Source organism: Pseudarthrobacter sp. MOO14, assembly GCF_058267675.1.
This window is the reverse complement of the sequence record NZ_CM177849.1, coordinates 847,231-868,929: the sequence shown is the minus strand read 5'-3', so window position 1 is coordinate 868,929 and position 21,699 is coordinate 847,231. Positions and strand designations below refer to the sequence as shown.

The 21,699-nt window shown below is 66.5% G+C and carries 18 protein-coding genes; 11 read left to right on the top strand and 7 right to left on the bottom strand.

Annotated features, from left to right (window positions below; translation table 11 throughout):
* Position 1: 1 nt before the first annotated feature.
* The 4 genes from AC4EEV_RS03980 to AC4EEV_RS03965 all read left to right on the top strand — a co-directional run bounded on the left by AC4EEV_RS03980 (position 2) and on the right by AC4EEV_RS03965 (position 4,300).
* Positions 2–1,015 carry an ABC transporter permease gene (locus AC4EEV_RS03980; RefSeq protein WP_018760240.1) on the top strand — a complete coding sequence of 338 codons (1,014 nt, stop codon included), beginning with the start codon at positions 2–4 and terminating at the stop codon, positions 1,013–1,015.
* Complete coding sequence (locus AC4EEV_RS03975; RefSeq protein ID WP_491330196.1) at positions 1,012–2,727, top strand: ABC transporter ATP-binding protein; 1,716 nt, start codon at positions 1,012–1,014, stop codon at positions 2,725–2,727. The genes AC4EEV_RS03980 and AC4EEV_RS03975 overlap by 4 nt, the downstream gene beginning before the upstream one ends.
* A 110-nt stretch (positions 2,728–2,837) precedes the next feature.
* Positions 2,838–3,236: a chorismate mutase gene (locus AC4EEV_RS03970; protein WP_018760238.1), complete on the top strand. Its 399-nt coding sequence runs from the start codon at positions 2,838–2,840 to the stop codon at positions 3,234–3,236.
* A gap of 44 nt (positions 3,237–3,280) precedes the next feature.
* Positions 3,281–4,300 carry a uroporphyrinogen decarboxylase/cobalamine-independent methonine synthase family protein gene (locus AC4EEV_RS03965; protein ID WP_043423675.1) on the top strand — a complete coding sequence of 340 codons (1,020 nt, stop codon included), beginning with the start codon at positions 3,281–3,283 and terminating at the stop codon, positions 4,298–4,300.
* 3 nt (positions 4,301–4,303) lie between these two features.
* Here AC4EEV_RS03965 and AC4EEV_RS03960 read toward each other — a convergent pair whose 3' ends face one another.
* From AC4EEV_RS03960 to AC4EEV_RS03935, 6 genes are read right to left on the bottom strand one after another with little or no spacing between them, the layout of a single operon-like run.
* Positions 4,304–5,017: a DUF4166 domain-containing protein gene (locus AC4EEV_RS03960; protein WP_018760236.1), complete on the bottom strand. Its 714-nt coding sequence runs from the start codon at positions 5,015–5,017 to the stop codon at positions 4,304–4,306.
* 41 nt (positions 5,018–5,058) lie between these two features.
* Complete coding sequence (locus AC4EEV_RS03955) at positions 5,059–6,351, bottom strand: DUF58 domain-containing protein (RefSeq protein ID WP_018760235.1); 1,293 nt, start codon at positions 6,349–6,351, stop codon at positions 5,059–5,061.
* Positions 6,351–7,364, bottom strand: a complete 1,014-nt coding sequence (locus AC4EEV_RS03950; protein ID WP_285319977.1) for an AAA family ATPase — start codon at positions 7,362–7,364, stop codon at positions 6,351–6,353. The genes AC4EEV_RS03955 and AC4EEV_RS03950 overlap by 1 nt, the downstream gene beginning before the upstream one ends.
* Complete coding sequence (locus tag AC4EEV_RS03945) at positions 7,361–8,572, bottom strand: DUF4350 domain-containing protein (RefSeq protein WP_491330195.1); 1,212 nt, start codon at positions 8,570–8,572, stop codon at positions 7,361–7,363. Before AC4EEV_RS03945 ends, AC4EEV_RS03950 begins: the two co-directional genes overlap by 4 nt.
* Entirely contained in the window at positions 8,569–9,213 is a 645-nt protein-coding gene (locus AC4EEV_RS03940; protein ID WP_491330194.1) for a DUF4129 domain-containing protein, read from the bottom strand. The genes AC4EEV_RS03945 and AC4EEV_RS03940 overlap by 4 nt, the downstream gene beginning before the upstream one ends.
* The gene (locus AC4EEV_RS03935) at positions 9,203–10,294 is read right to left on the bottom strand and encodes a DUF7847 domain-containing protein (RefSeq protein ID WP_491330193.1); all 1,092 of its coding nucleotides are present in this window, start codon (positions 10,292–10,294) and stop codon (positions 9,203–9,205) included. Before AC4EEV_RS03935 ends, AC4EEV_RS03940 begins: the two co-directional genes overlap by 11 nt.
* 527 nt (positions 10,295–10,821) lie before the next feature.
* Here AC4EEV_RS03935 and mtrA point away from each other — a divergent pair.
* The 7 genes from mtrA (at position 10,822) to secA (ending at position 21,107) form a co-directional block, all read left to right on the top strand.
* A complete protein-coding gene (mtrA, locus tag AC4EEV_RS03930; RefSeq protein WP_018760230.1) occupies positions 10,822–11,496 on the top strand; it encodes an MtrAB system response regulator MtrA in 675 nt (224 codons plus the stop codon).
* A 139-nt stretch (positions 11,497–11,635) separates the two neighbouring features.
* Positions 11,636–13,408 carry an MtrAB system histidine kinase MtrB gene (mtrB, locus tag AC4EEV_RS03925; protein ID WP_196803307.1) on the top strand — a complete coding sequence of 591 codons (1,773 nt, stop codon included), beginning with the start codon at positions 11,636–11,638 and terminating at the stop codon, positions 13,406–13,408.
* Positions 13,405–15,120: an LpqB family beta-propeller domain-containing protein gene (locus AC4EEV_RS03920; protein ID WP_285319974.1), complete on the top strand. Its 1,716-nt coding sequence runs from the start codon at positions 13,405–13,407 to the stop codon at positions 15,118–15,120. The genes mtrB and AC4EEV_RS03920 overlap by 4 nt, the downstream gene beginning before the upstream one ends.
* Before the next feature lie 210 nt (positions 15,121–15,330).
* Positions 15,331–16,122, top strand: a complete 792-nt coding sequence (locus AC4EEV_RS03915) for a ComF family protein (RefSeq protein ID WP_133830975.1) — start codon at positions 15,331–15,333, stop codon at positions 16,120–16,122.
* A 178-nt stretch (positions 16,123–16,300) separates the two neighbouring features.
* On the top strand, positions 16,301–17,026 hold the full coding sequence (gene hpf, locus AC4EEV_RS03910) for a ribosome hibernation-promoting factor, HPF/YfiA family (protein WP_026264258.1): 726 nt from the start codon (positions 16,301–16,303) through the stop codon (positions 17,024–17,026).
* Positions 17,027–17,057: 31 nt separating this feature from the next.
* A complete protein-coding gene (locus tag AC4EEV_RS03905; RefSeq protein ID WP_285319972.1) occupies positions 17,058–18,299 on the top strand; it encodes a winged helix-turn-helix domain-containing protein in 1,242 nt (413 codons plus the stop codon).
* 69 nt (positions 18,300–18,368) lie between these two features.
* Positions 18,369–21,107: a preprotein translocase subunit SecA gene (secA, locus tag AC4EEV_RS03900; RefSeq protein ID WP_018760224.1), complete on the top strand. Its 2,739-nt coding sequence runs from the start codon at positions 18,369–18,371 to the stop codon at positions 21,105–21,107.
* 88 nt (positions 21,108–21,195) lie between these two features.
* Here secA and AC4EEV_RS03895 read toward each other — a convergent pair whose 3' ends face one another.
* Positions 21,196–21,693 carry an Rv3235 family protein gene (locus tag AC4EEV_RS03895; protein WP_018760223.1) on the bottom strand — a complete coding sequence of 166 codons (498 nt, stop codon included), beginning with the start codon at positions 21,691–21,693 and terminating at the stop codon, positions 21,196–21,198.
* Positions 21,694–21,699: the final 6 nt, after the last annotated feature.

Below are 21,699 nucleotides of genomic sequence, written 5' to 3'. Positions count from 1 at the left end.
CATGACTGCCGAGACCACCCTGGAACCCGTGGCCAACCCGCGGGCATCCTTCTTCCGGCGGCTGCCGGTTGTTTCCCACTTCAACAAGAGCGTCGGGCTGCAACGCTTCATGCTGGTCGTGGGGCTCGTCCTCACAGGCATCTTCCTGCTCACAGCCTTGGCAGCTCCGCTGCTGGCGCCCTACGGCTTCGCGCAGCTTTCGGATGCCGACGGCAACTTCCCCACCCAGCAGGCCCCCGGCGGCAAGCACCTCCTGGGCACCACCGTTGGCGGTTATGACGTCCTGTCACGGGTAATCTGGGGCACCCAGACCGCCCTGCTGGTCATCATCGTCGCCGTCATCCTCTCCATCTTCGCCGGCGTCATCCTCGGCCTGGTGAGCGGCTACATCGGCGGCTGGCTGGACCGCATCCTGGTGGTCGTCGCCGATGCCATCTACGCCTTTCCGTCCCTGCTGGTCGCGATCGTCATGGCCATTGTCATCAGCGGGGGCCAGTCCAGCCTGCTGGGCGGAATCCTGGCTGCCGCCATCTCCATCACAGTCGTGTTCATCCCGCAGTACTTCAGGGTGATCCGGGCCGAAACGATCAGGCTCAAGGCAGAGCCTTTCGTCGAATCGGCCAAGGTGGTGGGCGCCTCGAACATCCGGATCATGACCCGGCACATCTACCGCAACGCCACCCGCACCCTGCCGCTGATCTTCACCCTCAACGCCTCCGAATCAATCCTGACCCTCGCAGGGTTGGGCTTCCTGGGCTTTGGCATCGAACCGAGCTCAGCCGCGGAATGGGGCTTCGACCTGAACAAGGCGCTCGCCGACACCACGTCCGGCATTTGGTGGACGGGGCTGTTCCCCGGCCTGGCCATCGTCTGGACCGTGCTGGGGCTGACGCTCGTGGGCGAAAGCATCAACGACCTCAACGATCCGCGCCTGCGCGGGCGGAAGCGGATCAGCCGCAAAGCACCTGCCGCATCAGCTGGACCCGGCACCGAAACAGAATTGAGCAACCCGTGAGCGAAAACCTTGGGTCCGTTTCGGACCACACGGAACAGGACCGTAAAACGGTGCTGGAGATCGACCACTTGCAGGTCACCTTCGCCACCGACGGCGGCGACGTCCATGCCGTCAAGGACGTCAACCTTGAAGTCAGGGCCGGAGAAGTGCTGGCCATCGTGGGCGAATCCGGCTCCGGCAAGACCGTCACCGCCAAAACCATCCTGGGGCTGCTGCCTGAAACAGCGATGAGTTCCGGCGCCGTGCTGATCAACGGCACCAATGTCATCAGCCTGAGCCCCGGCCGGCTCCGCCAGATCCGTGGACGCGACGTGGCCATGGTGTTCCAGGAACCCTCCACCGCCCTCAACCCGGTATTCACGGTGGGATGGCAGATCGCCGAAGGGATCCGGGCCCATGCCGGGGCAGACGGCAGCGGGCGCGTATCAGCGAAGGAAGCCAAGGAACGGGCCATCGAAGCCCTGCGCAAAGTGGGAATCCCGGACCCCGAGCACCGCGTCAGCTACTACCCGCACCAATTCTCCGGCGGCCAGAAACAGCGTGTGGTGATCGCGGCAGCACTGGCCCTGAATCCCGGCCTCATTGTCGCCGACGAACCCACCACGGCCCTGGATGTCACGGTACAGGCGGAAATCCTCGAACTTCTCCGGGACCTGAGGGACAAGTACGGCACCTCGATCGTCCTGATCACCCACAACATGGGAGTGGTGGCCGACCTCGCCGACCGGGTAGTGGTGATGTACCGGGGCGACATCGTCGAGGAGGCCACCTCGAAGACGTTGTTCGCTGAACCCCGCCAGGACTACACCCGCAAGCTCCTCGCTGCCGTGCCGCACCTGGGCCGCAACTCGGCGTCGGCCGGCCTCACCGAACGTCCGCACCAGGACGGGGAAGTGCTGGTGTCCGCCGACAACCTGGTGATCGAATACCCGGGACGACTGGGGACACCCGCCTTCAAGGCAGTGGACGGCGTCAGCTTCACCTTGTCCAGGGGCGAGGTGTTCGGCCTCGTGGGGGAATCTGGATCCGGCAAGACGACCATCGGACGGGCCATCGCCGGGCTGAACCGGACCACCGGAGGCAGCCTGAAGGTCCTGGGCTACGAAATGCTGAACTTGCGCGAACGCACGTTCAAACCACTCCGCAAGGACATCGGCTTCGTCTTCCAGGATCCGGCCGCCTCGTTCAACCCGCAGCTCACCATCGGTGATTGCATCGCGGAGCCCATGCTGATCCATACCCGGCCAAGCGAGGCCCAGGCGCGCAAGCGCGTCGGCGAGCTGTTGGAATCGGTGCAGCTGCCGGCGTCGTATGCGGGCAGGTACCCGCACGAGCTCTCCGGCGGCCAGCGGCAGCGGGCATCGCTGGCGCGGGCACTTAGCCTGAATCCGCGGCTGCTGATTGCGGATGAGCCGACGTCGGCCCTGGACGTTTCGGTCCAGGCGAAGGTCCTGGAACTGTTCAAGGACATCCAGGAGGAGTTTGGCTTCGGCTGCCTGTTCATCAGCCATGACCTTGCCGTTGTGGACATCCTGTCCTCCTGGGTGGGCGTGCTGTACAAGGGCAAGCTGGTGGAGCAGGGGATCGGCAGCCAGGTCATGGGCAACCCGCGCCATGACTACACACGCCGCCTGATCGCCTCGCTGCCAGTGCCGGACCCGGCCGAACAGGCTAAACGCCGGGAGGAACACCGGGCACTCCTGGGCATCTGAGCCTGGCTGTGGCTCCCGCAGGCAGGAGCCAGTGGCGCCGGTGCCCGCCGTCAGCCGGCACCGGCGCTTCATACCCGCGTCGATTTCATCGGCTCCCATAGACTGGAACCATGACGCAGCACAACCCGGGCCCAGACGATTTTGATCCATCCGCCAGTTCACTGGCAGGCCACGTGGATAATTCGGTGATGGCTGAACTGCTGTCCATCCGTTCCAGCATCGACAATATCGACGCCACACTGGTGTACCTGCTCGCCGAGCGTTTCAAGGCCACGCAAAAGGTGGGCTTCCTGAAGGCCGCACACCGGTTGCCCGCCGGCGACCCCGGGCGCGAAGCTGCCCAGATCGCTCGGCTGCGGCGACTCGCCGAGGACGCCCACCTCGATCCCGCGTTCGCGGAAAAGTTCCTGAACTTCATCATCGGCGAGGTTATCCGCCACCATGAGGCCATCGCCGAGGACCATCAGGCGTCCGCCGAAGCCAACCCCCACAGCTCAGCACTGGCGTGAGCCGGGAACAGCACCAACCCGGACCCGGCCAGCAGCCGGCCGTTATTGCTGCGCAGGAAGTGACGGCCACTGGCCTGGGCCCGTGGCCCGGTGAGGATCCGCTCGAAGCCGCCCGGATCATCCGCGGTGAACTTGGCAGCCCGCATTTACCTTTCCTCGCCGAACTGCCGGAACGTGGCGTTGGATCCGATGCCTTGGGCCGCACCGCATCGTTCCTTGAGGAACTGGCCGTTGATGTCCAGCCCCACGGGTGGCGGCTTGTTGACCGCCCGGGCAAGGACATGCGGCGGGCAGCTTCGGCCCTGTCCACCGACCTGAATGTCCTCGCGGACGTCGCCGGCGCCGAGGACGTCTCAGCCCGGGAACTGAAGGTCCAGCTGGTGGGGCCGCTCACCCTCGCTGCCGGCCTGTACCTGCACAACGGTGAACGCGCCTTGCTGGACCACGGCGCCCGCCGGGACCTCGCAGCCTCCCTGGCCGCCGGGGTGGGCGGCTACCTTGGCCGGGTTGCCGCAGCAGTACCAGGGACCCGCCTGGTGGTCCAGGTGGACGAGCCGGCCATCACAGCAGTGCTGGCAGGCACCATACCCACGGCCAGCGGGTATCGGACCCTGCGGGCGATCGCCGTCTCCGAAGCGCGGGAGGCCTGGCGCCTGGTCCTGGACGCCCTCCGCGCAGCCGGAGCCGCCGAGGTGGTCGTGTCCCTCCCGGACATCGAAGCGCCGATCGAGCTGGCCCTGTCCGCGGGGGCCGACGGCGTTGCGTTGCCGTTGAAGGCCCTGACCAACCGGCAATGGGAACAGCTCGCCGGGGCAGTCGAGGCAGGCAAGCATTTCTGGGCCGGTGCATTGGAAGTCTCCGGGGGGACACTCCCGCAGGTGGCCGAGGGCGTGGAATCGCTATGGCGTCCTTGGCGGCAGCTGGGCCTGCCCGCCCAACTGCTCAGCGCGGTGCGGGTGACGCCCTCCGCAGGACTGGCGGGACTCACTCCTGCACAGGCCACGGCGGTCCTCGGCAGGCTGACCCAGGTGGCGGACGGGCTCAACCAGCGGGTGCTGGGATAAGACTCAAACCCTGTTCTCCCAGCGGTCCGGCTGGGCGTAACGGGGGAGGTAGCTCTGGGCGGAGCTGCCGCCGGAGTAGGGGCGGAGCCGGTAGTCGAAGGCCCCCGCGTACACCAGGACCAGGCCAATCTGGGGCTGGATCACTTTCACCTGGATACGGTGCCGCCCGTGAGGGCCTTCGGAGGGGTCCCACCACTGTTCCGCGTAGGCTTTCGCATCCAGTGCCCGAGGGAGGGGCAACCGGAGCGGTCCGAGGAAAAGCCGCGAAACTTCGGATACGCCGCGCAGCCTTCCTTCCGGGGTGACGCCCAGGTTCAGGTCCGTGACGAGGCGCCGGTACCGGCCGACGTAGTCCACCAGCTGCGTGCCGCCGCCGCGCGTGGTGGCGCTGGTGGTGTCCTGGAAAAGCCGGGTGCGCCCGGGGAAGCGGATTTCCCGGCGTGCGGTCAGGCTGGATCGGCCAAACGGATCCTGATGCGCATGGTTCTCGATCCGGAACGGGACGTTTTCGCCGTACTCCGGGAAAAATGCTTCTTCGCCGCTGGTGAGCCGCAGTAATGGGCGCAGCCACCGCTGGCGGCAGCCCACGACGTCGAACGTTCCTTCACCCACGCCGTACTGCCCTGATCCAGGGGCGAGTGAGAAGTACTCCTGCAATTCGGGCTGCAGGCGGGAAAACTCTGCGCCCAAGGCCTGCTGGTAGATCGGGACGCTCATGGTGACCTCCTGTTGCCGGTGACGGACAGCTGCCGCCGGTTTTACAATCTACCGGCAGCCTTGAGCCGGATGTACATGTCCGCGAGCCGGGGCGGCAACTCATGGGGTTCGGCGTCCACCACTTCCACACCATAGCGCCGCAACTCCGCGGTCAGGGCTGCCCGCTGCAGAAGGGCGCGTTCCGCGGCTGCCGCCCGGAACACTCCGGTGGCATCGCTGCGATCGCGGAGCATCGTGCCCAGTTGCGGGTCGCGGACGGCGGCCACCACCACGACGTGCTGGCTGGCCAAGCGTTCGGCGGCCGGGAGCAGGCCTTCTTCCGGTGCACCACCGTCCAGCGACGTCAGCAGGACCACCAGGGAACGATGCGCGGAGAGGGCCCTGACCTGCGCCGGGACCGCCGGCCAGTCCATCTCGATCAGCTCCGCCTCCAGCGGGGCCATGGCCTGCACCAGCCTCCCCAGGATGTTTCCCTGCCCGGCGGACGCGGCACGGGCCCTGGTCCGCCGGTCAAACGCAACGAAGTCCACCCGGTCGCCGCCGCGCTCCGCCAATACGCCCAACAGGAGCGCCGCCTCCATTCCGGTGTCCAGGCGGGTTTCGTCGCCGATCCTTGCGGCGGAGGTCCGGGAAGTATCAAGGACCATCACCACGCGCCGGTCCCGCTCCGGGCGCCACGTGCGGACCACCACCGCGGAACGGCGGGCGGTGGCGCGCCAGTCGATCGAGCGCACGTCATCGCCCCTGACGTAATCGCGCAGGGAGTCGAATTCTGTGCCGGCACCACGGATCTGCACGGCAGCCTTGCCGTCGAGTTCGCGCAGCTTCCTCAACTTTGAGGGCAAGTGCCGCCGGGAATGGAAGGGCGGCAGGACCCGCACCGAGCCCGGGCACCCGATGGTGCGCTGGCGGGCGGCGAGGCGAAGCGGGCCGAAGGAACGGATGGTCACATGCTGCGTTGTGAGGTCCCCGCGCCGGACCGGTTGAAGCCGTACGGTGTAGCGGCGGCTTTCGCCCGCCGGCACGTCGATGTCCTGCACCGGGTTCCGGGCGCCGGCCGAAGGTTGCCAACCGTCCCTGGCCGTGCCCCGCAGCGCCCGGTTGCCGTCGTTGCGGACCGTGAACACCGCGTCCGTTTGGCCGTTCAGCGTCACATTTTCCGGCGCCGGGCGCACCACGCTGATCTGCCGCAGCGACCCGGCGAACACCAGTTCGGCACACGCCAGGGCCGTCAGCACTGACACGGTGGCCAGGACGGTCAGCCAGCCGGGGAGGAGCAGTACCGGGACAACGCCAAGCAGCACCAGTGCAACGAAGCGACCCGAGATGGCCATCAGCGGGGAACGGGAACGGACGCCAGGATGCTGCCCAGGACATCGTCCACCCGTACGCCGTCCATCTGCGCCTCAGGTTGCAGGGCCACGCGGTGGCGCAGGCAGGGCAGCGCCAGCGCCTTGACGTCGTCAGGGGTGACGAAGGGGCGGCCGGAGAGCCAGGCCCAGGACCGTGAGGTGTTGAGGAGGGCGGTGGCACCGCGCGGGGAGACCCCGAGCTGGAATGAGGGGGCGCTCCGTGTGGCCCTAACCAGGTCCACGATGTAGCCGATGATTTCCGGTTCGACAGCCACCCTTGTTACTGCCTCACGCGCCCGTTCCAGATCCGCCGCACCGGCTACTGCCTGCACTCCCGCGGCAGCAAGGTCGCGGGGATCAAACCCGGCGGCATGGCGCCGGATGACCTCGATTTCCTCCTGGCGCTGCGGCAGCGGCATGCTGAGCTTGAGCAGGAACCGGTCCAGCTGTGCCTCGGGAAGCGGGTAGGTCCCCTCGTACTCCACCGGATTCTGCGTGGCGGCCACCAGGAACGGTGAAGGCAGCCTCCGGGCCCGGCCGTCCACGGACACCTGCCGCTCCTCCATTGCCTCCAGGAGTGAGGCCTGCGTCTTCGGCGGGGTCCTGTTGATCTCGTCTGCGAGCAGGAGGTTGGTGAACACCGGTCCCTCCCGGAAGCTGAACTCGGAGGTATGGGCGTCGTAGACCAGCGAGCCGGTGACGTCGCCCGGCATCAGGTCCGGGGTGAACTGCACCCGCTTGGTGTCCAGGCTCAAGGCCGAGGACAGCGCCCTGACCAGCAGGGTCTTGGCCACGCCCGGGACGCCCTCCAGCAGCACATGCCCCTGCGCAAGCAGGGCGATCAGGAGGCCCGTAACCGTTGCGTCCTGGCCCACCACCGCTTTTGCCACTTCGCGGCGGACGGCAAGGAGCGACTGCCTCGCAGCGTCGTCGTCTGCTGTATTGCCGCCGCCCACCGAATTAAGGACCTGCGGGCCGCTGCTGTGTTCGCTCATTGGGTCATGACCTCTTTCTCGAGTTTGTCCATGGCCTGTGACCAGGCCACCAGGCGGGCTTCGGTTGCCGGTCGTTCATTCACCAGCACGCGCACGGCAGCCGGATCCCTGCCCAGGAGCCGGGCCGCTGCGGCAATGATGTCCTCGGCCCCCGCGCCGGGGCCAAGCCGGACCTTCCCTGAAATGCGCGCCAGCATGCCGGCCCGCAGGTTGTCCCGGGCCTGGTCCAGGGCACGTGAGTCCTGGTACAGCCTGGCGCGTCCTTCCGCGGTTTCAACCGCCTTGACCACCACGGGCAGGGGCTCGAAGACCAAGGGCCCGTGCCGCCGGCCCCGCCACACGATTGCCGCCACCGCCACCAGGAGCAGCCAAGGCCCCAGGAAGCGTGCCCAACCCGGTGCCAGGTCATCGAGGGTCTTCCCGTGGCCGGTCACCGTCACGTCTTCCAGCGAGGGCAGGTACCAGACAAGGTCAGGCGATGCTCCGAGCAGCCTGACCGCCAGGGCTGCGTTGCCCAGGTCGTCGAGCTTGTCGTTCCCCAGGACGGCCGTGCTTCCCAGCACTGCCGTGCGCCGGTCGCCGCTGGTGGCGAGCATCCCGGCGGTTCCCGCCGTCCGGTAACAGGTGGTGCCGCCGTCGTACACGAATCCTCCCTGGCCCGTGACCTGGCCTGCGGCGTTGGCGTCCGCCTGGCTGCACCTCGGGTCCAGGACCGGGACGGTGTCAGGCACGACGCCGGCCTGGTGGATGCCGACGTCGAGGGCGGTGAGGGTGTCCAGCCTGGGGGAGATGACCACCACGCGGTCCGCCGCCGCGGCCAGGGCCGCAAGCTGGGGTTTGCCAAGGATGCCGTTCCGGTCGTAGAGCAGCAGCGTGGGTGAGGAGCTGGACCGGAGGTCGGCCAGCGCTGCATCGAAGCGGTTCGGGGTGTGGACGTCCACGCCGTGGCGGCCGAGGATCTGCGCAAGCGCCCTGGCGCCGTTGGGTCCGGCATTGTGGACGGACAGGGGAACGGTGTCGCCCTTGGGGGCCAATTGCGTTCCGATGACGAGTGCCAGCGCCGCAACGGCAAGCACAACCGAGGCCGCCAGGCCACGGTGGTTGCGGATCCACCCGATCGGCCCGCGGCCTCGCGGCGCCTGCCCGGCGGCCGCCCCGGAGCTTGGTGTGTTGCTGTAGCCGGTGTTCGCTGGTGGAAGCCCGGTCATGGCACCGGCACCGTGCCTGCGGAGCCGGCGGATGCGGGCTTCATGGCCTCCAGCCTGGTATCGAGTCCCACCATTTCACGGTATTGCCCGCTGCCCGCAGGCCTGTTTCCGTAGCGGATTCCATCAAAGGTTTCCGCCGCCCACCGCAAAGGCTCGGCTTCGGCAGCGAACTGGACGGACAACGCTTGTGCCACTTCGTCTGCGGTCCTGCCGGGCTGGGGGTCCAGTATCGTCCGGTGTTCGGCGGTGCGGACCATGGCGCGGAAGCGGTCGACGACGGCCTCCCCCCAGTTCTCTGCCGCGGCGGCGGCTTCCGCGCGGGCGCGGTAGTCCGCGGCCGCCAGGGAGTTGCCGAGCTCAAAAACGTCCTTGGGCTGCCGGGTTCGGGCATTGAGGCGGGGCCGCGCCAGGATGACGGCGGCCGCGATGATCCCGGCAATGACAAGGGCGATGGCAACGCCGGGGACCGATGGCGCATCCCCCCGGGAGCCGTCCAGGGATTGCAGCCAATCCAGGAAGTTCCGCCACAGGGTGTCAAGCCAGGATGGGGCGGCCTCCCGGTACTCCGGTTTGGCCAGTTCCTCCGCCGCCCAGCGCCGTGCCTCTTCGGCGCCCGGAAGCACCGGAGGCTCAGCGGCCATAGGGCCAGGCTCCCGGCGCCGCACCCTGCCCTGGGTACGGAGTGTTGGTGCCCGGGCGGGGGCCCCGGCCCGGGATGCCGTCCGGATCCGCCCCGGTCTCCGCCTGGCGCAGCAAGGTGATGTCAAGGCCGTCCTTGCGCATCCGCAAGTCCATGTAGAGCAGGGCCATGACGGAGGTCTGAAAGGCGAACCCCACCCCGCCGACCAAGGCGCCGACCAGGGCGGTGACGATGCCCAGGACCACTGCCAGGGTGGCGTCCTGTCCGCTGCCGCCGTGCGGCGAGACGACGCCGGCCAGGACCACGGGCAGGAAGCTCACCGGGATCAGGACCACCTGGCTGATCACGCCCACCAGGATGGATACCACCAACGTGATGCCCAGGATCCGCCACCAGTTGGCCCGGGTCAGCTCCCACGACCGCCGAAGCCCGGCGAAGGCCCCAAGTTCTTCGATAACGACGGCGGCCGGCGCCACCATGAGCTTGATGCCCACCCAGGCGAAGAGGGCAACGACGCCCAGGACCAGGGGGAAAGCGAAGAGGGACGCGGTGCCCCGGACGTTGGTGAAGAAGAGCGCCAGGATGACGGCGAGCAGCCCCATGGCCGCAATTCCCGCCGCGACCAGCAGCGCAGCCAATCCGACGAGGGCGCCGATCCGGGGCCGCGCCAGGGACATCATCCGCCGGAAGCCGGTGGGGCGGTTGAGGACCGACCGGGCCACGGGCACCACCATGGCGCCCTGGAGGACGGCGGAGAGGAACACGGACAGGACAGTCACCGCGGCGGCGCCTGCCATCAGTCCGATGGCCATGGACGCCATATCGCCCCGGGTGGCAGTGCGCGCCCACCCTTCGAGCGATACAGCCGAGGATGCACTCACGGCCGTGACTACCGCGGTGATGACGGCGGCCAGGGCCTGGGTCAGCAGGCCCGCGCCCACCATGGCCTTTGCGTTGCGGCGCATCGCTTGGAAAGAACCATCCAGGATCTCGCCGAACATCAGCGGCCGCAAGGGAATGATGCCGGGTTTGGGGGGCGCGACGTAGCGCGGCTGACCGTAGGGCGGGGTGCCGTAGGGCATGCCGGGGTAGGGGGACCCGTTATTCGGCTGGCCGCCGTATCCGGGGGGCCCATACGGTTGGCCGGCGTACGGTGGTTGGCCCGGGTAAGGGCTGCTGGGGTTCGGCGGTCCCGGCTGTTGCCACTGGGGTTGCTGCCACTGGGGCGGCTGGTGCCATGACGGCTCTTGCTCCCAGCCGGGCGGCTGTTGCCCTGCTGGCGGTTGCGCGCCCGCAGGTGATTCCCACGGCTGCTGCCAACCCGGCGGTACGGGGCCGCTGGCGCTCCCGGCGCCCGATCCGCCGTCGTCTGCTCCGTTGCCCGGCCGCCCCTGCCGGGGCTCGCCGGGTTCCGACTCCTGTGGTGACACTGATTTCCTCCCCCAATACCACTGCGCCTGATACCGCGCGCTGCCCTCTCCAAAGGTGCCCGCCGGCAGCGCAGGGCTTGACCCCAAGACTATAGTTCCGGCGTCGGACCGCCTAGTGTCCCGCCATGCCGGAAGGCGCTGAACAGGACAAAGCCATCCCGATAAGGGAATATATAACTATGAAGGCACGCATTCTGGTTGTAGATGATGACGAAGCGCTGGCCGAGATGATTGGAATTGTCCTCCGTAATGACGGCTTCGAACCCGTCTTTTGCGCCGACGGCGCCCAGGCGCTGGACGTCTTCCGGTCTTCGCGGCCGGATCTGGTCCTGCTTGACCTCATGCTTCCCGGCATGGACGGTATTGAAGTCTGCCGCCAGGTCCGTGCCGAATCGGATGTGCCCATCGTCATGCTGACCGCCAAGTCTGATACCTCCGACGTCGTCCGAGGGCTCGAATCCGGTGCTGACGACTATGTGCCCAAACCCTTCAAACCGGCCGAACTGGTGGCACGCGTGCGCGCCCGGCTCCGCCCCGGAGACCAAAAGGCGCCCGAGACGCTCCGGATCGCGGACATCACCATCGACGTCGCGGGCCACACTGTCAGCAGGGGCAGCGACCGGATCTCCCTGACGCCGCTGGAATTCGACCTCCTCGTGGCACTGGCCCGCAAGCCGTGGCAGGTCTTCACCCGGGAACTCCTCCTGGAGCAGGTTTGGGGCTACCGGCACGCCGCCGATACCCGCCTGGTCAACGTCCATGTCCAGCGGCTGCGGTCCAAGATCGAGCAGGACCCGGAAGCCCCGGAAGTTGTATTGACGGTGCGTGGTGTCGGCTACAAAGCAGGGGTCTGACCCCGCCGCGCAGGACGGGGGACCTGATCGGAGCCTTGCGGCTTCCGGGGAGGCGCCGGAAGCCGGCGCCCCGCTGAACGGCAGCGACGAAGAGCGCGGGCCGGGGCTTGCCGAGTCCACACCCCCGGGCATGCCGCGCATGGTGTTCCGCGCAAGGATCTGGCAGCGGCGCGCCCTTATCGTCGCCTTGCGCGTCGTCCGGTTGGTGCGGACGGGTGTGGTGCGGTTCCTGCCCGGCCTGCGTTACCTCGGCAGGGCCCTGCAAAAACGTTGGCGCCGCTCCTTGCAGTTCCGGACGGTCCTGACCACACTGATGCTGGCCATGACCTCCTTTGCGGTGGTTGGCGCCTACCTGTCCAACCAGATTGCCAACAACCTCTTCCAGGAGCGGTTGACCCAGGCGGAGTCGGAGACCCGCTACAACGTCAAGCAGGTTCAGGACACGTTCGACGGCGCCCAGGTCACCGACCAGTCCAGCGTCATCACCTTGGTTTCGGACACGCTCAGCGCGGTCGAGGGCAGGGGATCGGTCATCCAGCGGCGCTACGTTTTTGAAGCGATGCCCAACCAGACCAAACCCCGCAACCGCTGGGTGGAGTCCCGCGCCTCTGACCAGCTCACTGTCAGCGTCATCCCGCCGGACCTGCGCAAGGCTGTACAGGAATCGGGCAAGGAACAGTTCTGGGCGTCCACCGTTATTCCGGTGGGCACCGAAGACCGGCCGGGAATCGCCGTCGGAAACAAAGTGACCTTTAACGGCACCGTCTATGAGCTCTACCTTATTTACGACCTGAACACGGCACAGCAGACGCTCAATGAGATCCAAAGCGTCCTTTGGGCAGGCGGCGCCGTCCTGGTGCTCCTGATCGGCGCGGTCGCCTGGTACGTCACCCGCAATGTGGTCAGCCCGGTCAGCCACGCCGCGATGGTGTCGGAAAAGCTGGCCGCCGGGCAACTGCAGGAACGCATGGTGGTCCGGGGCGAGGACGAGGTGGCCCGCCTGGGCGCCTCCTTCAACCACATGGCCGCCAGCCTGCAGGAACAAATCACCCAGCTAGCCACCCTTTCACAGATGCAGCAGCGCTTTGTTTCGGACGTCTCGCACGAACTGCGGACACCCCTGACCACCGTGCGCATGGCGGCCGAAGTCCTGTACGACGCGCGCGACGACTTCGACCCCATCAACAAGCGCTCGGCCGAGCTGCTCTACAACCAGGTGGAGCGTTTCCAGTCCCTTCTCTCGGACCTGCTTGAGATCAGCCGCTTCGATGCAGGCGTCGCGGTGCTGGACGCTGAACCCGAGGACCTGCTCCATGTGATTTCGCACGTCATCGAAGGTGCGGCCCCCGTGGCTGCCGAGTACGGCTCGGACATCGTCTTCGCGGCCCCGGAAGGCTCGATGGTGGTGGAAATGGATGCCCGCCGGATCGACAGGATCCTGCGGAACCTGATCCTGAACGCCGTGGAGCATGGCGAAGGAAAACCGGTGACGGTGACGGTCGCGGCCAACGAGACGGCTGTTGGCGTTTCCGTGCGGGACCACGGTATCGGGATGGACCCGGCTGAAGCTGCCCGCGTCTTCGACAGGTTCTGGCGGGCGGACCCCGCCCGCGCCCGGACGACGGGAGGCAGCGGACTGGGCCTGTCCATCGCCATGGAGGACACCAAGCTGCACCACGGCTGGCTGCAGGCCTGGGGCCGGAAAGGCAGCGGGGCGAACTTCCGCCTGACCCTGCCGTTGCGCCAGGATGGCGCGATCACCGAGTCACCCGTGCAGCTCGAACCCAGGGACGTCACCATCCCGGGCGCGCCAGGGAACATCCCCGCAGAACAGGACAACAAGAACATGCTGGTGCTGCAGACAGATGCCGCCAAGCCCGCTCCGTCCCGGGGCCCCGAGGAGACACCATGACCCGGCACGGACGGCACGCACAGTACGCTGCGGCTTTCCTGGTTCTGCTGATCGTCCTCCTGTCCGGGTGTGCCCGGATCCCGACGTCCGGGCCGGTGGGAAAAAGCAGCGAAAGCAGCGCCGGAAATGTCAGTGCCCCGGTGTTCCTTCCTGCAGCGCCGCAACCGGGCGCCACACCGGAGACGATCATCGACTACTTCTACCGGGCGGGCAGCGGCTACGAGGACGACTACGCAGTGGCCCGGCAGTACCTCACCCAGGCATCGGCGGTGTCCTGGAAACCCGACAAGCGGGCGCTGGTTTACCGGGAAGCGCGGGTGGTACCGACCGGCACGGAAAACGTCTACAACTATGAGCTCGATGTCGCCTACACCGTGGACGCCGACGGTATTGCCACCCAGTCACCGCCGGGAACGGTGGAACGGATTCCCGTCACCGTGACACAGGTTGACAGCGAGTGGCGGATTTCCGCGATACCGGATGGGACCGCCATCGCCGAGGAAACCTTCAAGGTGATCTACGGCGCCTACCCGATCTACTTCTACGACCCGACGTTCACCTATGCCGTACCGGACGTGCGGTGGTTCCTGAAGAACAAGACGGTCAAAGCCATGACCAGTGCCCTGCTGGCCGGGCCCGCTCCCTACCTTCGCGGCGCCGTCGTCAGTGCCTTTCCTTCCGGGATCAAACTGGCCCGTGAATCGGTGCCGGTGGTGTCTGGAGCAGCCCAGGTTGATTTGACGGCAAAAGAGCTCACGGAAACATCAGCCGAAGACCGGCTCCGCATGCAAATGCAGTTGACGTTGACGTTCCGGACCCAGCCTGATGTGGTCAACGTGGAGCTTCGTGCCAACCAGGACCTGGTGCGCGTGGAGGACAACGGTTCGGTTCTTCCCCCGGTGCTGGATAAGACGGTGCCGTCCCGCCAGATTGCCATCAGCGGCGGCGAACTGGTGCGGTACGAAAACAACCGGGTTTCCCCGTTGCCCGACATGCAGTCCGTCTCGGCCCTCAACCCGCGGTTCCCCGCGGAATCACCCGTGTCCCAGGCTGCCGCGTTCCTGAACGAAGGACGCACCACGCTGTACAGCATCAGCCCGGGCCAGCCCGCCCGCGCCCTGACCACACGGAGCACCCTCAGCCGTCCGTCCTTCAGCCTCAATGACTGGGTGTGGACGGCGGGCCCCGGCGCCACCGGGGCAACCGAAGTGGTGGCGTTCCGTCCCGGTGGAGTGGCTGAAGGTGCACCCGTCCCCTCCGTGACGTTGGCGCCGTCGTGGCTTGCCGGCCGTACGGTGAAGGAATTCCGGATCTCGCGTGACGGTGTCCGTGCCCTGGTGATCTCCGAACAGAACGGAAAATCCAAAGTGCAGGTGACGGGCGTGATCCGCGGCGGCGACGGCACCCCGCGCGAACTGACGGCGCCCATCACGCTGGTCACCGCCACCGATCCCGACCAGGGGGTCTGGGTCAACAGCACCTCGGTCGCCGTGATGAAAGCGGCAGCTGGCTCCAACGTTACGCCGGAGCTGCTGTCCCTGACCTCGGGCCAGCCGCAGCAGCTTGCCCCCTGGCCAGGGGTGGTGTCCATCAGCGCAGGCAACGGTGCCGATGACATTTACGTGCAGTCCGGCGAAGGGATTTTCCAGCGCCTGGGCAATGGCTGGTCACCGCAAATCAAGGGCCCGGTGGATCCCTCGTTCCCCGGCTGAGGGCGGGCGGACCTGGCCCACCTGGTATCCACATAGGTGGGCCCGGTCCTTCCCCATGCGGAACCGACCGGTGATGGTGGAAAGGTGAACGGCACCAGACGACCCGCCGGAACATCGAGGTCCCCTGACAGGGAACCTGCGCGTGACCCGGACCTTCATCCGCCGCCGCGGTGGGCTGCAAAGCACCGCGCGAATCAAGCGAGTGCCCTTTTGCGGCTTGTCGACTGGGTGGCGGGGGCCGGAGGTGAACTCCTGGCCTTGGCCGTCCCGGTGGACTGTGTGTGCTGCGGTGCGGAGGACAGTGCCCTCTGCCCAGCCTGCACCAGCCGTATCCGGCACCTGGCCAGGGAGCCGTTCCGGGCTGAGGGCGGCGCCCCCGCGCTGATGGATGTATCCGGGACCATCCTGCTCCCCGTCGTGGCGGCCGCTGTTTACCGGGACGAGGTGGCGCAGGGCCTGCTCTCGTTCAAACGGCACGGCCAGCACCAGCTTGGTGCAAGCCTGGCCCGGGCTTTGGCCGGGGCCGTCCGGGCGGCAACAGCGGACGCTGACGGGTTCGTGCTGGTGCCCGTCCCCACCAGCACGGCGGCCTACGTCAACCGGGGCTTCAGCCCGGTCCACCTGCTCCTCAAGAAGGCGGCCGGGCACCTGCCGGGCGTTGCCGTCGTCGATGCCCTGCGAAAGGTCCGGCCGTCGGGGGCCCAAGCGCTCAGGTGGACAGGACTGTCCGGCGGCCAGAAGGGGCTGGGCAGGGGCGCCCGCTCCCAGCGGGTCAGGGGGTCCATGCGGGTCGGCGTCCGGTCCCGTCCAGCGGTTGCGGGGAGGCCGTGCATCATCGTCGACGACGTCCTGACGACGGGTGCCACGATCGGGGAAGCAGCCCGTGCCTTGCACCAGGCAGGGGCCAAGGTGAGGGGCGCCGTCGTGCTTGCCGCGACACGCCCGCCGGATGCTGCGGACCCCGCGCCCGGCGCCCGCATGGAACCGCCGAAGCGACCATGACTTAGAAAAAAATAAACCGGGAAAGGATGAATAACAGGTGGCTATGAACTAACGTCGAAGGTGGGTACCAAGAACAGAATGTACCTTTCGATGGCGGCTCGGAGAGGGGCTCGACTGTCAGACAGCTGGGCCCAGGGAAGTGCCGCCGTCGTGTCACCGAAGTCATTTGGAGGGCACCATGGAGTTTATGATCAGCGGACGAAATCTGACCGTTTCAGACCGGTTCCGCGAATATGCCGGGGAAAAGATCGCAAAAATCGAATCGCTGGGTGACAAGGTCCAGCGTGTCGACGCGAAAGTCTCCAAGGAGACCAATGCCCGGCAAACCGGCGACCAGCTGACCGTAGAGGTGACAGTGCTGGGCCGCGGACCCGTGATCCGTGCCGAAGCGAGCGCCGCAGACAAATTTGCTGCCTTTGACCTCGCCTACAACAAACTTCTTGAGCGGCTCCGCCGGGCCAAGGACCGCAAGAAGGTCCACCACGGGCGCCACACCCCCAAGGCCGTTCGCGAGGCCACCGCATCGCTTGAACCCGCCAGCGCGCACGAGCCGCTGTACCTTGAGGCAAACCACCGGGATGAAACCGTACAGGCCGCCGACAACAAGTCTCCCTATGATGTTGACAACGACATCCCGGCGGGAAGCTCACCGGTGCTGATCCGGCGCAAGGTCTTCCCCGCGGCGTCGCTCTCCCTCGATGACGCCGTGGACAACATGGAACTGGTGGGACACGACTTCTACCTCTTCGTGGACAAAGCCACCAACACGCCCTCCGTCGTGTACCGCCGTCGTGGCTGGACCTACGGGGTCATCACCCTGGACCACGAGTGCGAGCCCGGCGACACCGTCGTGGAGGAAAAGATCCTCGCGTACCGCTCCGACGACGCACCCGCCAACGCGTAAGGTGGAATACACCACCACGTGAGAGGACTGAATGTCAGCATCGCTGAGCCTTGACCAGGCACGGCGCATCGCATTGGCAGCACAGGGACTCCACAAAGGACGGCCCGCCGGCCCCGTGACAGCACGGGCGGTGGGCCGTACCTTTGCCCGTCTCCAGCTCGTCCAAATCGATTCCGTCAACGTCTTGGTCCGCAGTCACTACTTGCCCTTCTTTTCGCGCCTTGGCAATTACGACCGCGAAATCCTGCACCGCATGTCCGCGCAGCGGCCACGCCGCATGGTGGAGTACTGGGCGCACGAGGCCAGTTATATCCGGCCCGAGCACTACGGTGACCTCCTGCAATGGCAGAAGCGGTCATGGGTGGGTGCCTCACGCATGGACCCGGAGCTCCGCAGCGACCTGGCCGGCAGGATCCTTTCCGTCCTCGCCACGTCCCGGCCCATGACGGCCTCGGAACTTACAGCCAGGATCGGCCACGTCGAGGAACGGCAGACCGAGAACTGGGGGTGGAACTGGAACGCTGTGAAACGGGTCCTGGAACACCTTTTCGAAGAAGGGGCAGTGTCAGCTGCCGCCAGGACCGGGCAGTTCGAGCGCAAGTACACCCTGACGGCCAAGGTCCTGCCATTTTCTTCGAACGAAGCCACGGCGTCCGATCCGGCCGCCGCGCTCCAGCGGCTGACAGAGGCGGCGGCCATGGCGCACGGGATCGGAAGCGTCCGTTGCTTCGCCGACTACTTCCGGACACCTGTGAAGGCGACCGCGCTGGCCGTCGAGAACCTGGTGTCGGAAGGCAGACTGGAACGCGTCAACGTGAACGGCTGGAACCGCGAAGTCTTCCGGCACGTGGAAGCCGCCATGCCAAGGCGCGCCAACGGCCGGGCCCTGCTGAGCCCGTTCGACTCCCTGGTCTTCGAGCGGCGGCGCCTGTTGGAACTGTTCGGCTTCCACTACCGGATTGAGATCTACACCCCGGAGCCCAAACGGCGTTTCGGGTACTACGTGCTGCCTTTTCTGCTGCGGGACAGAATTGTGGCCCGGGTGGACGTGAAAGCGGACCGCGCCGGGGGCAGGCTGCTGGTGAGGTCCGCTTTTGCCGAGCCGGACGCCCCCGGGGACACCGCCGCCGAACTGGCTGCAGAGCTGAAGCTCATGGGCCAATGGCTTGGCCTGCCCGACGTGGAAGCCGGCCCGGCGGGAGATCTCGCCGCATGCCTGACACAGGAGCTTGGGCGGCTGCAGGACTATCCGCTCTCAGGGAAAAGGGAGTAACGGCCGGGTGTCTCTCCCGTAGACTGAACACGCCAGAATTCGGCGGCATGAGACTGGGAGCATCTTCACGTGGCATCACTTATCGAAAAAATCCTCCGCACGGGTGACAAAAAGACACTCCGGCAGTTGCGGAACTATGCCGACTCCATCAATGCCCTCGAAGACTCGTTCAAGACGTTCACCGACGCGGAACTGCGGGAGGAGACCGACCGCCTCCGCGAGCGGCACCAGGATGGCGAGAAACTCGACGACCTTCTTCCCGAAGCCTTCGCCGCCGTCCGCGAGGCCTCCTCGCGGACACTCGGAATGCGACACTTCGACGTCCAGCTCATGGGCGGCGCCGCCCTGCACCTGGGCAACATCGCGGAAATGAAGACCGGTGAAGGCAAGACCCTGGTGGCGACCGCTCCCGCTTACCTGAACGCGCTTTCCGGCAAGGGTGTCCACGTGGTTACCGTGAACGACTACCTCGCCGAATACCAGTCCGAACTCATGGGCCGTGTGTACCGCTTCCTGGGCCTGACCAGCGGCGTCATCCTGGCCAACCAGGATCCGGCCGTACGCCGCCAGCAGTACGCCGCGGACATCACCTACGGCACCAACAATGAATTCGGCTTCGACTACCTGCGCGACAACATGGCGTGGGACAGGAGCGAACTGGTCCAGCGCGGCCACCACTTCGCCATCGTCGACGAAGTGGACTCCATCCTTATCGACGAAGCCCGTACGCCGCTGATCATCTCCGGCCCGGCGCAGGGTGACACCAACCGCTGGTACAGCGAATTCGCCAAGGTAGTGCTCCGGCTGCAGCCCGAGAAGGACTACGAAGTGGACGAGAAGAAGCGTACGGTGGGCGTCCTGGAGAGCGGCATCGAAAAAGTCGAGGACTACCTCGGCATCTCAAATCTGTACGAGTCCGCGAACACCCCGCTGATCGGGTTCCTGAACAATGCCATCAAGGCCAAGGAACTCTTCAAGCGGGACAAGGACTACGTCATCCTGGACGGCGAGGTGCTGATCGTCGACGAGCACACCGGACGCATCCTGGCCGGGCGGCGCTACAACGAAGGCATGCACCAGGCAATCGAGGCCAAGGAAGGCGTCGAGATCAAGGCGGAAAACCAGACCCTGGCTACCGTCACGCTCCAGAACTACTTCCGCATGTACGGCAAGCTGTCTGGCATGACCGGCACCGCCGAAACGGAAGCTGCCGAGTTCATGAGCACCTACAAGCTCGGTGTCGTGGCGATTCCCACCAACCGGGACATGCAGCGGATCGACCAGCCTGACCTTGTGTTCAAGAATGAGGTCGTCAAGTTCGACGCCGTCGTGAAGGACATCGCCGAGCGGCACGAAAAAGGCCAGCCCGTCCTGGTGGGCACCACCAGCGTGGAGAAGAGCGAGTACCTCTCCAAGCTGCTCGCCAAGGAAGGGATCCGCCACGAGGTCCTGAACGCCAAGAACCACGCCCGTGAAGCGGCCATCGTTGCCCAGGCCGGCCGCAAGGGCGCCGTCACGGTGGCCACCAACATGGCCGGCCGCGGTACTGACATCATGCTGGGCGGCAATGCCGAATTCACCGCAGTGGCCGAGCTCGCCAAGCGCGGCCTGGACCCGGAGGAGAACTCCGAAGAGTACGAAGCCGCGTGGCCGGCAGCCCTTGAGGCAGCCAAGCAGTCCGTAAAGGACGAACACGAGGAAGTGCTGGATCTGGGAGGCCTGTACGTCCTGGGCACCGAACGCCACGAGTCCCGGCGCATCGACAACCAGCTTCGCGGCCGGTCCGGCCGCCAGGGTGACCCCGGAGAATCCCGTTTCTACCTTTCCCTGACGGACGACCTCATGCGGCTTTTCAACTCTGGGGCCGCCGAACGACTGATGAACAGCTCGGTTCCGGACGACGTTGCGCTGGAATCCAAGCTGGTGTCGCGGGCCATCGCCTCGGCCCAGGGCCAGGTGGAAGGCCGCAACGCCGAACAGCGCAAGAACGTCCTCAAGTACGACGACGTCCTGAACCGCCAGCGCGAAGCCATTTACAGCGACCGCCGCCGCATCCTTGAGGGCGATGACCTGCACGAGAAGGTGCAGTTCTTCGTCGAGGACACCATTGTGGCCCTGATTGATGCCGCCACGGCGGAGGGCAACGGTGACGACTGGGACTTCCACCAGCTGTGGACCAACCTCAAGACGCTCTACCCCGTCAGTGTCACGGCGGAAGACATCATCGAAGAAGCCGGCGGCAAGGCACGGGTTACCGTGGAGCTGCTGAAGGAGGAGATCCTCTCTGACGCCCGCCTGGTCTACCAGGCGCGGGAGGAAGCGATTGGCTCCGAGAGCATGCGCGAACTTGAGCGCCGTGTGGTCCTGTCGGTCATAGGACGCAAGTGGCAGGAACACCTCTACGAGATGGACTACCTCAAGGAGGGCATCGGCCTGCGGGCCATGGCTCAGCGCGATCCACTCGTGGAATACCAGCGTGAAGGCTTCGCCATGTTCCAGGCCATGATGGAAGCCATCCGGGAGGAAAGCGTCGGCTTCCTCTTCAACCTCGAGGTGGAAGTCACTCCCGCCCAGGACGTCGTGGTCCAGGATGCTTCCGGCGGCCACACCGAGCACGTGGATCCGCAACTGCGGGCGGCCGGTCTCGAAGCACCCGAGAAGCCTGCCCAGCTCCAGTACACGGCACCCAGCGAAGGCGGCGGAACCGAGACACGCGTGGAAACCCGCTCAGGCGGACGTTCCGGCAATCCGGCCAAGGCGGCCGCCCAGGACGCAGCAAAGCGCCCCGCAAAGAAGAAGAAGCGTTAGCCCGCCGGGCTTACCAAGGGCGCTGGCATCCGCCGACAGGGCAGGGAACCTCTTGTTCCCTGCCCTGTCGGCTTCTCCGGGCGCTCTCTCACCCGATGACAAGTTCGACCACCCGCCACACCTGTTTGCTCCGTTCGATGCGCACAGCAACGGCGCGGGCGCGCACGTCATCCACAACGACGGCGCTGGCCTCGTAGATTCCATCGGACACCTCACAGACGCGTACCGAGCGGACCACTGAATTCCGGTGAAGCCGGGCCAGTGCCGGATTGCCAGTCCGGGTCAGTTCACGCCTGATCAATGCTGCCCGGTGTTGAAGGGCCGACAGGCACCGTGGATCCAGCCGGCGTGCAAGCTGGTGGACGGGCCGGATTCCGGCCAGGACCTCCATGGAGGCCTGGATGGTCCCGCGGGTGATGGCCCGCACTTCCGCGGCCTCGTCGACTGGTCGCAGCGGTGCCGGACGTGCTCCCCGGAAACGCCCTGCGGACGAGGTCCCGCTGGCGGCAATCCCGGGCCCACCGGTCTTGTTCCCGGGAAGCGCCGTCAAGTCCTGCTTGGCGCGAATTGGTGTCACAGCAATCATTGGATT

Bases quoted from the DNA above. Each gene is read 5' to 3' on its own strand.
- AC4EEV_RS03980 (WP_018760240.1), top strand. From the start codon at position 2: ATGACTGCCGAGACCACCCTGGAACCCGTGGCCAACCCGCGGGCATCC.
- AC4EEV_RS03970 (WP_018760238.1), top strand. From the start codon at position 2,838: ATGACGCAGCACAACCCGGGCCCAGACGATTTTGATCCATCCGCCAGT.
- AC4EEV_RS03960 (WP_018760236.1), bottom strand. From the start codon at position 5,017: ATGAGCGTCCCGATCTACCAGCAGGCCTTGGGCGCAGAGTTTTCCCGC.
- AC4EEV_RS03955 (WP_018760235.1), bottom strand. From the start codon at position 6,351: ATGGCCATCTCGGGTCGCTTCGTTGCACTGGTGCTGCTTGGCGTTGTC.
- AC4EEV_RS03950 (WP_285319977.1), bottom strand. From the start codon at position 7,364: ATGAGCGAACACAGCAGCGGCCCGCAGGTCCTTAATTCGGTGGGCGGC.
- AC4EEV_RS03945 (WP_491330195.1), bottom strand. From the start codon at position 8,572: ATGACCGGGCTTCCACCAGCGAACACCGGCTACAGCAACACACCAAGC.
- AC4EEV_RS03940 (WP_491330194.1), bottom strand. From the start codon at position 9,213: ATGGCCGCTGAGCCTCCGGTGCTTCCGGGCGCCGAAGAGGCACGGCGC.
- AC4EEV_RS03935 (WP_491330193.1), bottom strand. From the start codon at position 10,294: ATGCCCTACGGCACCCCGCCCTACGGTCAGCCGCGCTACGTCGCGCCC.
- mtrA (WP_018760230.1), top strand. From the start codon at position 10,822: ATGAAGGCACGCATTCTGGTTGTAGATGATGACGAAGCGCTGGCCGAG.
- mtrB (WP_196803307.1), top strand. From the start codon at position 11,636: ATGGTGTTCCGCGCAAGGATCTGGCAGCGGCGCGCCCTTATCGTCGCC.
- AC4EEV_RS03920 (WP_285319974.1), top strand. From the start codon at position 13,405: ATGACCCGGCACGGACGGCACGCACAGTACGCTGCGGCTTTCCTGGTT.
- hpf (WP_026264258.1), top strand. From the start codon at position 16,301: ATGGAGTTTATGATCAGCGGACGAAATCTGACCGTTTCAGACCGGTTC.
- AC4EEV_RS03905 (WP_285319972.1), top strand. From the start codon at position 17,058: ATGTCAGCATCGCTGAGCCTTGACCAGGCACGGCGCATCGCATTGGCA.
- AC4EEV_RS03895 (WP_018760223.1), bottom strand. From the start codon at position 21,693: ATGATTGCTGTGACACCAATTCGCGCCAAGCAGGACTTGACGGCGCTT.